This window comes from Allobosea sp. TAB14, from assembly GCF_052113865.1.
Lineage (GTDB): Bacteria > Pseudomonadota > Alphaproteobacteria > Rhizobiales > Beijerinckiaceae > Allobosea > Allobosea spartocytisi.
The window spans coordinates 1-14404 of the sequence record NZ_JBFRDQ010000050.1; the positions used below are offsets into that span (position 1 = coordinate 1).

Sequence of the window (14404 nt, forward strand, 5' to 3'; positions counted from 1 at the left end):
GGCAGGCGGTGCGCCCCGGTGGCCGCTCGCCCTTCCATGTCCGCGACCTGCCGCATGACGGCCCTCGCAAGCTCTTCGCCATGGGCTTCCTGACCAGCCTGCTCAATCCGAAGATCGCGATGTTCTATCTCGCCCTGCTGCCGCAATTCATCGACCCGGCCGCGGGCGATGTCCTCGGCCAGTCCATGGTGCTCGGTTTCATCCAGATCGCCATCAGCGGCAGCGTCAACGCCCTGATCGCGACGGCGGCGGGCAGCATCGCGCTGTTCCTGCGGACGCGGCCCTTCTGGTCGCTCGTGCAGCGCTGGCTGATGGGCACGGTGCTGGCCGGTTTCGCCCTGCGCATGGCGATGGAAGCGCGCCGCTGACGAGGGCTGCATGTCCGCAAGCGCGTCCACGTCCGCTCTACGGCCGGGATTGCCGGCGCTCTTCACGGGCTTCCTCAAGATCGGGCTGATGGGCTTCGGCGGCGTCGGCCCCATTGCGCGCCATATCATCGTCGCCGAACGCGGCTGGCTCGACGATCGCGGCTATGCCGAGTTGATGGGCATCTGCCAGGCGCTTCCAGGCGCGAACACGGTCAACGTGGCCGTGATGCTGGGGGATCGCTTCCGGGGACCGATCGGCGCCCTGACCTGCCTCGTCGCCCTGATGGCCATGCCGCTGCTGGTGCTCGTCGCCATCGCGAACATCTACGACGCGGTTTCGAACCATCCGCTGGCGCAGATCGCCCTGACCGGGGCGGCGGCAAGCGCGGCCGGGCTCATCCTCGGCACCGCCGCCCGGCTCCTCACCCGCGCCGGGCTTGCCCGCTGGGCCTGGATCATGGCCGCTGCCGCCTTTCTCGCCGTCGGTATTCTCAGGCTGCCGATGCTGCCGGCCCTGCTGGTGCTGGTGCCGCTCGGCCTTGTCGCGGCATCGTTGAGCGCGAGGCGGGTCTGATGGAGCGCGGTGTCCTCGGCCAGCTCGCCATCACCTTCGGCGCGATCTCGCTGATGGCGATCGGCGGCGCCAATGCGGTGGTGCCGGAGATCCACCGCCAGCTCGTCGATGTCCTCGCCTGGATGGATGCGCCGACCTTCGCCCGGCTCTTCGCCATCGCGCAGGCGGCGCCGGGGCCGAACGTCATGCTGGCGAGCGTCGTCGGCTGGCACATGGCCGGGACGACGGGCCTGCTCGTCGCGACCCTTGCGATCTTGYTGCCATCGTCCGTGTTGACCTTCGTCTGCAGCCGCGGCCTGCAGCGCTATCGCGACAATCGCATCGTCAGGATCGTCACGCTGGCGCTGGTGCCGATTGCGCTCGGCCTCATGCTGGCGAGCGGCCTTGTCGCGGCAATCGCGGCCGATGCTGGGGTCTTCGGTTATGCGGTCACCGCCGCGACCGCGATCGTCACCTACCGGTCCAAGGTGAACCCGCTCGTCCCGATGGCGGCGGGCACGGTCGTCTACGCCACCGCCTGGGCGCTCGGCTTCGTCTGATCGGGCAGGCCGATTGCCGCCGGGGCGCCAAATGGCGTGCGGCAGCCTGGGCGTGGTACAGATGAGCCGGGAGAAGGGGCTTGTCGTGAAGACCGAGCAAAGCGTTCTGCGCATCTCGATCGCCGTCACCTTCCTGCTGGCGGCCGCAGGCATCGTCTTCGGCCTTCTCTCCGGTTCCTTCGCGATCGTCTTCGACGGCGTCTACGCCCTGACCGACGCGATCATGACGATCGTCGCGCTGCTGGTCTCGACCCTGATCGTCTCCTCGACGGCGGACGGAGCCGCCGGCAGCAAGCTGGTCAAGCATTTCACCATGGGCTTCTGGCATCTGGAGCCGATGGTGCTCGGCCTCAATGGCGTCCTGCTGACCGGGGCGGCGATCTACGCCCTGATCAATGCCATCGGCAGCATCATGGCCGGCGGTCGGCTTCTCGCCTTCGACTACGCCATCATCTATGCGGCGCTGACGATGCTGATCGCCTTCGCCATGGCGATCTACGGCGCGCGGGCCAACCGCGCCCTTCAGTCGAATTTCGTCGCGCTCGATGCCAAGGCCTGGCTGATGTCCGGTGCCTTGAGCGGCGCGCTGCTCGTCGCCTTCGGCTTCGGCTATGCGATCCAGGGCACGAAGCTCGCCTGGATGCTGCCCTATGTCGATCCGGTGGCGCTGGCTCTGGTCTGCATCGCGGTGATTCCCGTTCCGATCGGCACGATCAAGCAGGCCKTCGCCGACATCCTGCTCGTGACCCCGTCCGACCTGAAGCAGCATGTCGATGCCGTCGCAGAGGATTTCGTCCGCCGTTACGGCTTCGCCTCCTACCGCTCCTATGTCGCGCGCGTCGGCAGGGGCAGGCAGATCGAGCTCTTCTTCATCGTGCCGAAGGGCGGAGCGGCGCAGAAGCTGGAGGAGTGGGATCGCATTCGCGACGAGGTCGGCGAGGCGATCGGCGACGACACGCCCGACCGCTGGCTCACCATCGCTTTCACGACCGACCCCGAATGGGCCGATTGATCGGCGGCCGGGCGGTCCCGGCATGCGCCGCATGAAGGGGCTCTCCGCCGCGGTTTGCCGTTGCCGCGGGCGGCTCAGCCGATAAGCTGCCGGCATTGTCCCGTTCGGAACGATTGCGAGTGAGTCGATGAGCGTCTTGAGCCCCGAAGAGAAGAAGGTCACCGAGTGGCTGGCGAGCCGCAAGGAAGGCATGGTCGCGCTGCTGCGCGAGCTCGTCGACACCGACTCTGGCTCCTACGACAAGGCCGGCGTCGACCGGGCCGGGCAGGTGATCGCCCGCTTCCATCAGGCCAACGGGCTCGATGTCGAGATCGTGCCGGACAGCCGCTTCGGCGATGCCGTCAAGGCGCGCCTGCCCAACCCGACGGCCAATGACCAGCGCCCCGTCCTGCTGCTCGGCCATCGCGACACCGTCTTTCCGCAGGGCGAGCCGACGCGCCGCCCCTTCACCATCAAGGGCGCGCGCGCCTATGGGCCGGGCGTCGCCGACATGAAGGGCGGCCTCGTCATCGAGGCCTTCGTGGCTGCCGCCTTCGCCGAATTGGGCGGGCTCGCCGCGCCTCTGCTGATGCTGACGACCAGCGACGAGGAGATCGGCTCGCCATCCTCGCGGCCGGTGATCGAGGCTGCCGCACGCGAGTCGCGCTGCGTCTTCAATGCCGAGCCCAGCCGCCTGCCGGCCGGTACCGATTTCGCCAGGGACCACAAGCAGTCGGTCACCAGCGGCCGCAAGGGCGGCGTCTTCATGCGGGCCGAGTTCTCCGGCAAGCCCGCCCATTCCGGCGCCAATTACGAGAAGGGCGCCTCGGCCATCGTCGACCTCGGCCACAAGATCCCGAAGCTCCAGGGCCTCACCGATCTAGAGAAGGGCGTCACCGTCAATGTCGGCCTGATCGGCGGCGGCCAGACCGTCAACACCATCGCCCCGAGTGCCTGGTGCGAGATCGACCTGCGCTATGTCACCGCCGCCCAGCGCGACGAGATGGTCGGCAAGATCAAGGCGATCATCGAAGCGCCGGAGGTTGCCGGCACCAGCGCCGTGCTCTCGATCAAGGGCGAGTTCCTGCCGCTGGAGCGCTCCTCGGAATCGGCTGCGCTCTACGACACCTATCGCGAGGCGGCGGCCGCTTTCGGCATCGGCGTCACCGCGGAATTCACCGGCGGCTGCGCCGATTCCGGCTTTACCGCCGCGCAGGGCACTCCGACGCTCTGCAGCGTCGGGCCGATCGGCGGCATGGCGCATACGCCGGACGAGTTCCTCGAGATCGAAAGCCTCGTGCCGGCGGCGCAGGTGCTGGCGCTCGCGGTGATGCGCGCAGCGGCGAAGGTGGAGTGAGGCTCAGCGGCAGAGCAGATTGATCTTACGGCTGAGCGAGGGCTCCTCCTCGCTCAGCCGGTCGGTCAGCACGTGCAGCCAGTTGAAGCCGACCCAGAGTTCGAGCCGGTCGTCGATTTCGTCGGTCGCGATATCCCCCCGCTCTGCCGCGCGCACGAACATCCTGCGCGGCGAGGCGAGGCGTTCCGGCATGAACTTGAAGCGCAGTGCGGCGAGTGCCGTCTCGCTGGTCTGTGCTTCGGCGATCAGCCCGCGGAAGACGCGCCCTGCCGCATCCTCGCGCCAGAAGCGCCAGAGATCCCTGGTGTAGCGCAGCAGGTCCTCGCGCAGCGACCCGGTATCCGGCACCGGGATGGCGGCGTCCTTCTCGACACCGTAGATCGCGATGAACAGCTCGGCCTTGTTCGGCCACCAGCGATAGATCGTCGGCTTGCCGGCCCCGGCGCGGCGCGCGACCTCCTCGATCGAGAAGCCGGCATAGCCCTTTTCCGCCAGCAGTTCCCGTGCAGCCGCCTTGACGGCAGCTTCCGTCTCCGGGCTACGCCGGGCGCCGATCGAGGCACGGCGCTTCGGCTTCGGTTCCATCTGTCTGACCTCGTCTGCTTGGCCTCTTGACATAACGAAACGGCCCGTTTAGTTCAAGGTCAATAGAAACGGAACGTTCCGTTATGTGGAGAAGCCGATGACCGCATCCTTTGCGTCCCGCCTTGCCTCGCGCCTGCGCTTCCTGGTCGTCGCGACCGTCGGCGCCTATGCCGCCATCAATCTGGTGCTGGCGGTGCTGACGCCCTTCACCGCCGGCTGGCCCACATTGGGCATCACGGCGCTGGCCGTGCCGCCCATGGTGCTGGCGATGGTCTATGGGGTGATCCCGGTCGCCTTTCGCTTCGGCGCGCCGCGCTGACCATCCCGGGAGCGGGCCGTCTCAGAACGCCTCTTCCCAGTTGCGGCTGAGCCGCATCGCCGAGTTGATCATGCCGACCATCGAATAGGTCTGCGGGAAATTGCCCCAGAGCTCGCCGGTCTTGAGGTCGGCATCCTCGGAGAGCAGGCCGAAGCTGTTGCGGCGCTGCAGGATGCGCTCGAACAGCGCCTTGGCTTCCTCGCTGCGTCCGATCGCGTTCAGCGCATCGACATACCAGAAGGCGCAGATCAGGAAGCCGGTGTGCATGTAGCCGAAATCGTCCTGCGTGGCGTAGCGCAGCAGGAGATCGCCGCGCGTGAGATCGCGTCCGATCGCTTCGACGGTGGCGACGAAGCGGGCGTCGTCTGGCTTGACGAAGCCGAGCTCGGCCAGAAGCAGCAGTGTCGCGTCGAGCTCCTCGCCATCGAAGGTCGAGACGAAATGGCCCTTCTGCTCGTTCCAGATCCGCTCGGCGATGAAGCTCTTGAGCCGCTTGGCCTCGCCCTTCCAGTATTCCTTGCGGTCGGCCCGGCCGAGCGTGCCGGCGATGCGGGCCAGCCGGTCGCAGGCCGCCCAGCACATCACGCTGGAGAAGGAGTGCACCGCTTCCTTCTCGCGCAGCTCCCAAGGGCCGGCATCGGGCTTGTCGAAGACGGAGAGCGCCAGCTCGCCCATGCGTTCGAGCTGCTCGAACAGCGTGTCCTTGCCGGGCTGGATCAGGCGCCGGTCGAAGAAGGAATGCGTCGCCGCCAGCACCACGGCACCATAGCCGTCGTTCTGGATCTGCCCGGCCGCGCCATTGCCGAAGCGTACTGGCCGGTGTCCGCGATAGCCGGAGAGGCTGGTTGCCTCGAACTCCGTCAGCGTCCCGCCGCGCGTGATCGGATAGAGCGGCGGCAGGTGTTCCGCGCCGCTCTCCGAGAACGAGTCGACGATGTTGGTGATGAAGCCGAGATAGTCCTCCATCGTGCGCGTCGTGCCGAGGCGGTTCAGCGCATGCACGACGAAATAGGCGTCGCGCAGCCAGCAATAGCGGTAATCCCAGTTGCGCTGGGTGCCGGGGGCCTCGGGAATCGAGGTCGTCAGCGCCGCGACGATGGCGCCGGTTTCCTCAAAAGCGCAGAGCTTCAGCGTGATCGCGGCCCGGATCACTTCGCGCTGGTACTCGAAGGGGATCGAGAGCGAGCGCACCCAGTCGCGCCAGTAGTCGGTGGTCTTGTCGAGGAATTCGCGCGACGTGGTCTCGATCTCGGCGCGCAGAGCCTCGTCCGAGCCGATGAAGAAGGAATAGGCCTGGTCGACGGCGAAGGGCGTGCCTTCCACGACATAGGAGAGCGGGGCGTTCGTCGTCAGCCGGATGGTCTGGTCGGCGCCGACGAAACGGACATGGTTGGAGCCGCGCGTGATCTCGTCCGGCTGCTCGCCGAGGCCGAGGCAAGGCTTCACCATGACGCGGATGCGCGGCCGTCCCGACACCCGCCGCACCCGCCGCACGATCTGCGGCGGCCGGAAGAAGCGTTCATAGCGCACGAAGCGCGGCGCGAAATCGAGGATTTCGATGGCGTTGCCCTGGTCGTCGGACAGCACGGAGGAGAGGATCGCGGTGTTGTCGAGATAGCTCTGCTCGCACCGCGTCATGCCGACGAGCTCGATGCCGAAGAAGCCCTTCTTCGGCTCCGCGTCGCCATCGTCCGCCTCGTTGTCGATCAGGGAGCAGAAGACCGGATCGCGGTCGAAGCGCGGGAAGCAGCCCCAGACGATGCGGGCGCGCCGGTCGATGAGCGCGGCGATCGAGCAGTTGCCGATGACACCGAGGTCGAGCGAGGCGGAGTGTTGCCCCGCGGCCGTGGTCGTGACGGTCATGGTCAGGTCGGTCCTCGTCAGGTCGGTCCAAGAGCATTTTCAAGCGACGCGGATACCGGTTCGCATGAAGAAAATGCAATGAAATGAAGAGCTGGAGAATGTCCGCGCTTCGGACACGCGGACATTCTCCGATCAGCCCTGGGTGAAGCTGGCGGCGGAAAGGTGGCCGTTCTCGGCGGCTTCGAGAAGGATACGGTGCAAGGCCGTCGGCGAGGCGAGGCGATGCATGGCATGGCTTTCGCGGTCGGCGCCGATCCGCACCGACAGGCCACCCAGCGCGTTCACCGTCTTGAAGCCGTCCTCGTCGGTGATGTCGTCGCCGATGAAGACCGGCAGACGCGCGGCATAGGTCGGCGTCGCCATCAGCCAGGCGATGGCGCCGCCCTTGCTGGCATTCGCAGGGACGATCTCGGCGACCGACTTGCCTTCCTGCAGGCGCACGCCCGGCCCCATCTTCGCGGCGGTGCGGCGCATCAGGTCGAGCGCCTCGTCCTTGAGCGTGGGGGCAAGCCGCCAGTGCAGCGCCACCGAGATCCGCTTGTCCTCGACGATGATGCCGACATGGCTGTTGGCGAAGCGGACGAGCTCGCGCAGCGCTTCATGCAGGCTGTCCGGGGCGTCCGATTGCGCCCGAAGCGCGCCGCCCATCCGGATCTGGGCGCCATGCAACCCGGCGATGTCGAACTGATAGGGAGTCAGCATCTCGTCGAGGAACGCGATCGGGCGCCCGGAGACCAGCGCCAGCGCGCCGCCGAGCTTGAGGCGCAGCGCCTCGAGCGCGGGCGCGACGCGACGGTCGAGCTTCACGTCCTCCGGCGAAGGCGCGATCTCGACGAGCGTGCCGTCGAAATCCAGAAAGAGTGCGATCTGCTGCTCGGTCTGAGCGATGTCGCGGATTTCATGGATAGATTCGGGTTCGATCAAGGTCGTCATCGTTCTGTATCTGAGCGGAGAAGGAGGCAGAAGAACGGCCATTCGATCCGCTAATCCTTTCTTTCACAATTTGCGGAGCGCCGCCGCCGAAAAATCGTCCTTGGGGTTGTGCCGCTGTACTGGATGCTTAACATGCAGGACACGATTTCACCGCAAGGCCGCCATCGCTTCGTCACGCAGCCGGCCCTGCACCTCGGAAACATTACGCCTTTCGCGGCGTTCTGTTCCTGCCGCCCATGGCAAAAATCGGGCGGCCTTCCTCGGAGAACTCGTCGCCCATGCGTCTTGTCGTCGTTTCCAACCGCGTCACCATCCCCGATCGTTATGAAAAAGCGACGGCGGGCGGCTTGGCGGTCGCGCTGAGGGAGGCGCTCGAAAAATATGGCGGCCTCTGGTTCGGTTGGAGCGGCGCTGTCGGCGAGGACACCCGCCAGGTCCAGCGCGGCAACGTGACCTACGCGGTCACCGACCTGACCGAGGCCGAACGCCAAAGCTATTATCTCGGCTTCTCCAACCGCGCGCTCTGGCCGATCATGCATTACCGGCTCGGGCTGACCGAGTTCCAGCGCAGCGACTATATGGGCTATCTCGGCGTCAACCGCCGCTTCGCCCGGGCACTGGCCGGGCTGATCCAGCCGGACGACGTCATCTGGATTCACGACTACCACCTGATTCCGCTGGCGGCGGAGCTGCGCCGGCGCGGTGTCACCAATCGGATCGGCTATTTCCATCACATCCCCTGGCCTTCCGCCGATGTGCTGGGAGCCCTGCCGTTCAGCGCCACGCTGGTCCGGACGCTCGCCGCCTACGATCTCATCGGCATGCAGACCGAGCTCGACGTCCGCAATCTGATCGGCGGCCTCGTCGATTTGTGCGGCGCTCGCCAGGAAGGGCGGCGTGTGCGCCTCGGCGCGCGCGAGACCCTGATGCAGGCCTTCCCGATCGGCATCGATGTCGAGGCGTTCCGGCGCCTGGCCGCGGCCTCGGTGCGCCGGGCGGTGACGCCGCTCAGGGCCACGCGGGAATCGCTCGGCGAACGCAAGCTGGTAATCGGCGTCGACCGGCTCGACTACTCGAAGGGCATCGTCCAGCGCCTGGAGGCCTTCGGCCAGTTCCTGCGCAGCCATCCGGAGCAGCGTGGCAATGTCAGCCTGCTGCAGATCGCCCCGCCGTCGCGCAGCGACGTGCCGGAATATGCCGAGCTCGACCGGATGTCCGACGAGGTGGCGGGGCGGCTCAACGCCCAGCTCGGCGAATTCGACTGGACGCCGATCCGCGTGGTGAAGAAGGCCTATTCCCGCACCGCGCTCGCCGGCTTCTATCGCCGCGCGCAGGTCGGGCTGGTCACGCCGATGCGGGATGGCATGAACCTCGTCGCGAAAGAATATGTCGCGGCGCAGGACCCGGCGGATCCCGGTGTGCTGGTGCTGTCGCGCTTTGCCGGGGCCGCGCAGCAGATGGGTGAGGCGCTGATCGTCAACCCCTACGACACCCATGAGGTGGCGGAGGCGATCCGTACCGCGTTGGCGATGCCGAAGAGCGAGCGCATCCGCCGCTTCGAGCAGCTCTACCATGTCATCGAGACGACCGACATCGACTGGTGGCGGCGGCGCTATCTGGAAGCGCTCACCGGCGTGCCCCTGTCCACCGGCGCCGTCGAGCCGCCCCGGAAGACCGGGACCAGGACCAAGGGCGATTCGGCGACGAGGCGCGCGAGCCGCGCCAAGGCGGCCGCTGTTCCCGGGCGTACGGATACGAAGAGTCGGGCGGTCGCCGCCGGGCACAAGGCGAGCCCGCAGCCGGGCGATGCGGGGCATTCCACGCCCGTCCGCTGACTTGCCTACCGGGCCGATCGCTAAAATCTGGCCGGAATCGCTGATCGTGCCGCGCCCGGCGCAACCGGCCCTTGCCGAAGGCGGCCTTTGGTCGCTAGAAGGCGCAGTGATCCGGGTGGGCGACTCAGGGTCTGGACAGGCATCGTATCGTCGATGGCTGAGGAGGCGGCGGAGGGCTGAGATCGATGCGAGGCGCTCTCGGAGGACCGGGCGTCCTTTTGCGCCGCCTCCGCGAGGTCATGGCGGCGTCGATCAGCCCGCAGGAGCGGCTGGACAGGCTCGTCGTCCTGATCGCCGGCAATCTCGTTGCCGAAGTCTGCTCGGTCTACGTCCTGCGTGAGGACGGCTCCCTCGAGCTCTATGCCACAGAAGGCCTCAATCGCGAGGCGGTCCACCTCACCACGATGCGGGCCGGCGAAGGCCTCGTCGGCCTGATCGCGAGCGAGGCCGAAGCGCTGGCCCTGTCGGATGCGCAGGCGCATCCGGCCTTCTCCTACCGCCCCGAGACGGGCGAAGAAGTCTATCGCTCCTTCCTGGGTGTGCCGATCCTGCGTGGCGGCGCCGTGATGGGCGTGCTCGTCATCCAGAATCGCGCCTCTCGGATCTATTCCGAGGAGGAGATCGAGACGCTGCAGACCACCGCCATGATCATGGCGGAGATGATCGCGGCCGGCGGGCTGAAGTCGCTGGCCGCGCCCGGCGCCTCGATCGGCCTCGACCGGCCGATCCATGGCGTCGGTGTCTCGCTGGCGGATGGCGTCGGCCTCGGCCATGCCGTGATGCACGAGCCGCGCGTCGCGATCAGCAACCTCATCGCCGAGAACCCTGCCGCCGAGGTGACGCGGCTGGAGGCGGCGATCGGCGAGATGCGGGCCTCGATCGACGAATTGATCGAGCGCGGCGACGTCGCCCATACCGGCGAGCATCGCGACGTGCTCGAAACCTTCCGCATGTTCGCCCATGACCAGGGCTGGCTGCGCCGCATGCGCGAGGTGGTGCTGACCGGCCTCACCGCCGAGGCGGCGGTCGAGCGCGTCCAGTCCGACACCCGCGCCAAGATGCTGCGCCAGACCGACCCTTATCTGCGCGAGCGCCTGCACGATCTCGACGATCTGGCCAACCGCCTGCTGCGGACATTGACGGGCAAGGCCAACGGCGTCGCGCGCGAGGATCTGCCGGAGAACGCCATCCTCGTGGCGCGCTCGATGGGGCCGGCGGCSCTGCTCGAYTATGACCGCKYCCGTYTGCGYGGGCTYMTSCTSGAGGAGGGCGGRCCGACCAGCCACATCGCCATCGTCGCCCGCGCGCTCGGCATCCCCGCCGTCGGCGAGGTCGTCAACGCCACGGCGCTGGTCCAGGCCGGCGATGCCATCATCGTCGACGGCCAGGCCGGAGAGGTGCAGATCCGCCCGCAGCCCGATGTCGAGAACGCCTACAAGGACAAGGCCCGGCTGAGGGCGCGCAAGCAGAAGCAATACGAGAAGCTGAAGGAGATGCCGGCCGTCACCAGGGACGGTCTCGGCATCACCTTGCAGATCAATGCCGGGCTGATCGTCGACATGCCGAACATCACGGCGACGGCCGCCTCCGGCATCGGGCTGTTCCGCACCGAATTGCAGTTCATGGTGGCGCAGCACATGCCGACCACCGCCGAGCAGCAGGCGCTCTATGCCGCGGTGCTCGATGCGGCCGAGCATCGCCCGGTCACCTTCCGCACCCTCGATATCGGCGGCGACAAGGTGCTGCCCTATATGGAGCGGATCGAGGAGGAGAACCCGGCGCTGGGCTGGCGCGCGATCCGCATCGGCCTCGACAAGCCGCGGCTGCTGCGGGCGCAGTTGCGCGCGATGTTGCGGGCCGGCGCCGGTCGCGATCTCAAGATCATGCTGCCCATGGTCGCGACGACCGAGGAATTCCGGCGGGCCCGCATGATCCTGCACCGCGAGCAGGCCATGCTGGAGAAGCAGGGCGTCGCGCCGCCGCGTGATCTGCGCGTTGGCGTGATGGTCGAGGTGCCGTCGCTGCTGTTCGAACTGCCCGAGATCGCCCGCGAGGCGGATTTTCTCTCGATCGGCACCAACGACCTGATGCAGTTCCTCTTCGCCGCCGACCGCGAGAACAAGCGCGTCGCCGACCGCTTCGACCCGCTCAGCGTGGGCGCCCTGCGCGCCTTGCGGAGCATCGTCGATGCGGCGAGCGAGGCGCGTTGCCCGGTCACGGTCTGCGGGGAGATGGGCGGCAAGCCGCTGGAGACCATGGCGTTGATCGGGCTGGGCTATCGCGCCTTCTCGATGTCGGCGGCCTCGGTCGGCCCGGTCAAGGCGATGCTGCGCGGGCTCGATGCCGGCAAGCTCCGGGAGCGGCTCGAATGGATGCTCGCCTCACCCGAAGGCGCGATCAATCTGCGCCCGCAGCTGGCGGCCTTCGCCTCCGAGTTCAAGGTGCCGGTCTAGCGTCGCTTCCCGCCGCGAGACCCGCTTTTCAGATCGTTTTCAGAGTTCCCTCATGTCCGTACAGCTTCCGCAGGATCGTCTCGACGGCATCGTGGCTCGCCACGCCGCCGCAACCGAGGAGATCAACCATGCCACCGATCCGGTGCGCACGGTCGAGCTTGCCAAGGAGCTGTCGGAACTCGATCCCGTCGTGGCCGCCATCGCCTCGTGGCGCCAGGCTCAGGAGACGCTGGCCGAGGCCGAGGCTCTGATCGCCGACCCCGCGACCGATCCCGAGTTTCGCGAGCTCGCCTATGAGGAGCGCGATGCCGCCCGCGCCGAGATCGAGACGCGCTCCCGCGAGATCCTGATCGCGCTGCTGCCGAAGGACGCGGCCGACGAGCGTGGCGTCATCATCGAGATCCGCGCCGGGACCGGCGGCGACGAGGCGTCGCTCTTCGCCGGCGACCTGCTGCGCATGTACCAGCGCCACGCCGCGCAGAAGGGCTGGAGCGTCGAGATCCTGTCGGAGAGCGAAGGCACGATGGGCGGCTACAAGGAGGTCATCGCCGAGATCAACGGCCGCGGCGTCTATGCCCGGCTGAAATTCGAATCCGGCGTCCACCGCGTGCAGCGCGTGCCCGATACCGAGGGAAGCGGGCGCATCCACACCTCCGCCGCGACCGTCGCCACGCTGCCGCTGGCGAGCGAGGTCGACATCGCGCTCAACGAGGCCGATATCCGCATCGACACCTTGCGCTCGGGCGGCGCCGGCGGCCAGCACGTCAACAAGACCGAATCCGCCGTCCGCCTGACCCATATCCCGACGAACACGGTGGTCCTGGTCCAGGATGAGCGCTCGCAGCACAAGAACAAGGCGCGCGCCTATGAATTGCTGCGGGCCAAGCTCTACGACATGGAGCGGATGCGGATCGATGCCGAACGGTCGGCCGATCGACGTTCGCAGGTCGGCTCCGGCGACCGCTCCGAGCGCATCCGCACCTACAACTTCCCGCAGGGGCGCGTCACCGACCACCGCATCAACCTGACCCTCTACAAGCTCGACGAGATGATGCAGGGGCTCGTGCTCGACGAGATCATCGATGCGCTGACGGCCGAGCATCAGGCGAAGCTGCTTCTGGAAGAAGGAATCGCCGGAAAATGACGGCGATGAAACCAAATTCTCCTTCTCGCGTTGCTGATGCATCGACACCAGCAAACGGGGGAACCTCCCATGATGAAGACCGTATCGACGATCGCGATGGCCGGGTTGATGGCTCTGGCCATGTCCGGCGCTTCACAGGCGCAGGAGCAGACCATGCGCAAGGTGACGTCCGGCAAGCCGGCGGCTCTTCAGGGAGCGATGACCCAGGCTCAAGCCCGCAAGGCCTGCCAGACGGAGATGAGGGGCGCTCGCGAGAGCAAGGCTTCGCTCCGCACCAAGATGAAGCTGTGCGTCGACCAGAAGATGCAGGGCAACAGCTGAACCCGACTGACCGAGCGGCCCGAGCGGCCGTCGAGGGGTTAGGGGAGGGCGCCGTGCTGACCGTGAGGGAGGCGCGGCGTCTTGTCGTCCGGGCCCTGCGTCATGCCGGCATCGAGCCGGCCGGGCTCGAGGCGCGCCTTCTGCTCGAAGGGGCCCTGGAGACGCGCCATCTCGACCCGGATCGTTCGCTCGACCCTTCCACCGCCGCGGTGCTCGCCGGTTTCCTGCATCGGCGCCTCGCCGGGGAGCCGGTCTGGCGGGTCCTCGGCGAGCGTGAATTCTGGGGGCTTACCTTCCGCCTCTCGCCGGCGACGCTGGAGCCGCGGCCGGACAGCGAGACCATCGTCGAGGCGGCATTGGACCGGTTGGGCGGACGCCGGGACGAGACGCTGTCGATCCTGGACCTGGGCACGGGCACGGGCTGCCTTCTCGTCGCCCTGCTCAGCGAGTGCCGGAACGCGACGGGGCTCGGCATCGATCTCTCAGCGGAAGCCTGCGAAACCGCCGCCGGCAACGCCGCACGGAACGGCGTCGCCGGGCGGGTTTCCTTCCGCCAGGGCCGTTGGACCGAAGGGCTGAGTGGCCCTTTCGACCTGATCGTCTCGAACCCGCCCTATATCCCGTCCTCCGACATCGCGACGCTGGCGGTCGAGGTGCGCGAGCACGATCCGCGCCTCGCCCTCGATGGCGGGCCTGATGGGCTCGATCCTTACCGATGCTTCGCCCGCAGCCTGCCGGCCCTCCTGGCGCCCGGAGGCTTTATCGTTCTCGAAATCGGCGCCGGCCAGAAGCAGGATATCGCTTCGATCATGGCAGGCGGGGGCCTTGAATTGCAGGCGAGCCGTTACGATCTCGGAGGGCATGAGCGGGCCCTGATCTTTGCGCCCGCCTGATCATGCACAGGCTTTTGGTCGATTTCGCTTGGAGAAGCAGCCAAAAGCGGTTATGCAGCTTTCAGCCGAAGCTGGCGGCGTCAGAGCCGGAGCCTTGGGCGGCCCCTTTCATCGGCAGGCCTTGCTCAAGATCAGCATTGTTTACGGGCGTGTTCCTGAAGCGATGTAACTGACCTGCCAGATTGGACTCCGAAGGCGCTGCGGCGCCCCTCGGCCCATGGGGATGGAT

Annotated in this window: 14 protein-coding genes; 11 read left to right on the forward strand and 3 right to left on the reverse strand. The window is 67.4% G+C overall.

What is annotated here, in order from left to right; genetic code table 11:
• From AB4Y99_RS09845 to AB4Y99_RS09865, 5 genes are all read left to right on the forward strand, one after another.
• On the forward strand, positions 1 to 368 hold a 368-nt coding region (locus AB4Y99_RS09845), incomplete at its 5' end, for a LysE family translocator (protein ID WP_441523181.1).
• Between the two features lie 10 nt (positions 369 to 378).
• Positions 379 to 942: a chromate transporter gene (locus tag AB4Y99_RS09850; RefSeq protein ID WP_038360655.1), complete on the forward strand. Its 564-nt coding sequence runs from the start codon at positions 379 to 381 to the stop codon at positions 940 to 942.
• Positions 942 to 1481, forward strand: a complete 540-nt coding sequence (locus AB4Y99_RS09855) for a chromate transporter (protein ID WP_038360657.1) — start codon at positions 942 to 944, stop codon at positions 1479 to 1481. The genes AB4Y99_RS09850 and AB4Y99_RS09855 overlap by 1 nt, the downstream gene beginning before the upstream one ends.
• Positions 1482 to 1512: 31 nt before the next feature.
• Positions 1513 to 2493 (forward strand): cation diffusion facilitator family transporter, encoded by a 981-nt coding sequence (locus AB4Y99_RS09860; protein ID WP_441523182.1) that lies wholly within the window; start codon positions 1513 to 1515, stop codon positions 2491 to 2493.
• A 127-nt stretch (positions 2494 to 2620) separates the two neighbouring features.
• Positions 2621 to 3829 (forward strand): M20 family metallopeptidase, encoded by a 1209-nt coding sequence (locus AB4Y99_RS09865; RefSeq protein ID WP_441523183.1) that lies wholly within the window; start codon positions 2621 to 2623, stop codon positions 3827 to 3829.
• A 3-nt stretch (positions 3830 to 3832) separates the two neighbouring features.
• Here AB4Y99_RS09865 and AB4Y99_RS09870 read toward each other — a convergent pair whose 3' ends face one another.
• Positions 3833 to 4414, reverse strand: coding sequence for a TetR/AcrR family transcriptional regulator (locus tag AB4Y99_RS09870; protein ID WP_370954723.1), 582 nt, complete (start codon positions 4412 to 4414; stop codon positions 3833 to 3835).
• 97 nt (positions 4415 to 4511) lie between these two features.
• Here AB4Y99_RS09870 and AB4Y99_RS09875 point away from each other — a divergent pair, with 97 nt between their 5' ends.
• Positions 4512 to 4733, forward strand: coding sequence for a putative antibiotic biosynthesis monooxygenase (locus AB4Y99_RS09875; protein WP_441523184.1), 222 nt, complete (start codon positions 4512 to 4514; stop codon positions 4731 to 4733).
• A 21-nt stretch (positions 4734 to 4754) separates the two neighbouring features.
• Here the strand turns inward: AB4Y99_RS09875 and AB4Y99_RS09880 are convergent, their stop codons facing one another.
• On the reverse strand, positions 4755 to 6596 hold the full coding sequence (locus AB4Y99_RS09880; protein ID WP_441523185.1) for a glycoside hydrolase family 15 protein: 1842 nt from the start codon (positions 6594 to 6596) through the stop codon (positions 4755 to 4757).
• Between the two features lie 132 nt (positions 6597 to 6728).
• Positions 6729 to 7529: a trehalose-phosphatase gene (gene otsB, locus AB4Y99_RS09885; RefSeq protein WP_441523186.1), complete on the reverse strand. Its 801-nt coding sequence runs from the start codon at positions 7527 to 7529 to the stop codon at positions 6729 to 6731.
• A 278-nt stretch (positions 7530 to 7807) separates the two neighbouring features.
• On the opposite strand from otsB, the gene AB4Y99_RS09890 reads away from it, so the two are divergent.
• From AB4Y99_RS09890 to prmC, 5 genes are all read left to right on the forward strand, one after another.
• Positions 7808 to 9364, forward strand: coding sequence for an alpha,alpha-trehalose-phosphate synthase (UDP-forming) (locus tag AB4Y99_RS09890; RefSeq protein WP_441523187.1), 1557 nt, complete (start codon positions 7808 to 7810; stop codon positions 9362 to 9364).
• A gap of 185 nt (positions 9365 to 9549) precedes the next feature.
• Positions 9550 to 11817 (forward strand): phosphoenolpyruvate--protein phosphotransferase, encoded by a 2268-nt coding sequence (ptsP, locus tag AB4Y99_RS09895; protein ID WP_441523188.1) that lies wholly within the window; start codon positions 9550 to 9552, stop codon positions 11815 to 11817.
• A 52-nt stretch (positions 11818 to 11869) separates the two neighbouring features.
• Entirely contained in the window at positions 11870 to 12961 is a 1092-nt protein-coding gene (gene prfA, locus AB4Y99_RS09900; protein WP_112763017.1) for a peptide chain release factor 1, read from the forward strand.
• Between the two features lie 69 nt (positions 12962 to 13030).
• The gene (locus tag AB4Y99_RS09905; RefSeq protein WP_038360676.1) at positions 13031 to 13282 is read left to right on the forward strand and encodes a hypothetical protein; all 252 of its coding nucleotides are present in this window, start codon (positions 13031 to 13033) and stop codon (positions 13280 to 13282) included.
• A gap of 53 nt (positions 13283 to 13335) precedes the next feature.
• Positions 13336 to 14175, forward strand: coding sequence for a peptide chain release factor N(5)-glutamine methyltransferase (gene prmC / locus AB4Y99_RS09910; protein ID WP_441523189.1), 840 nt, complete (start codon positions 13336 to 13338; stop codon positions 14173 to 14175).
• Positions 14176 to 14404: the final 229 nt, after the last annotated feature.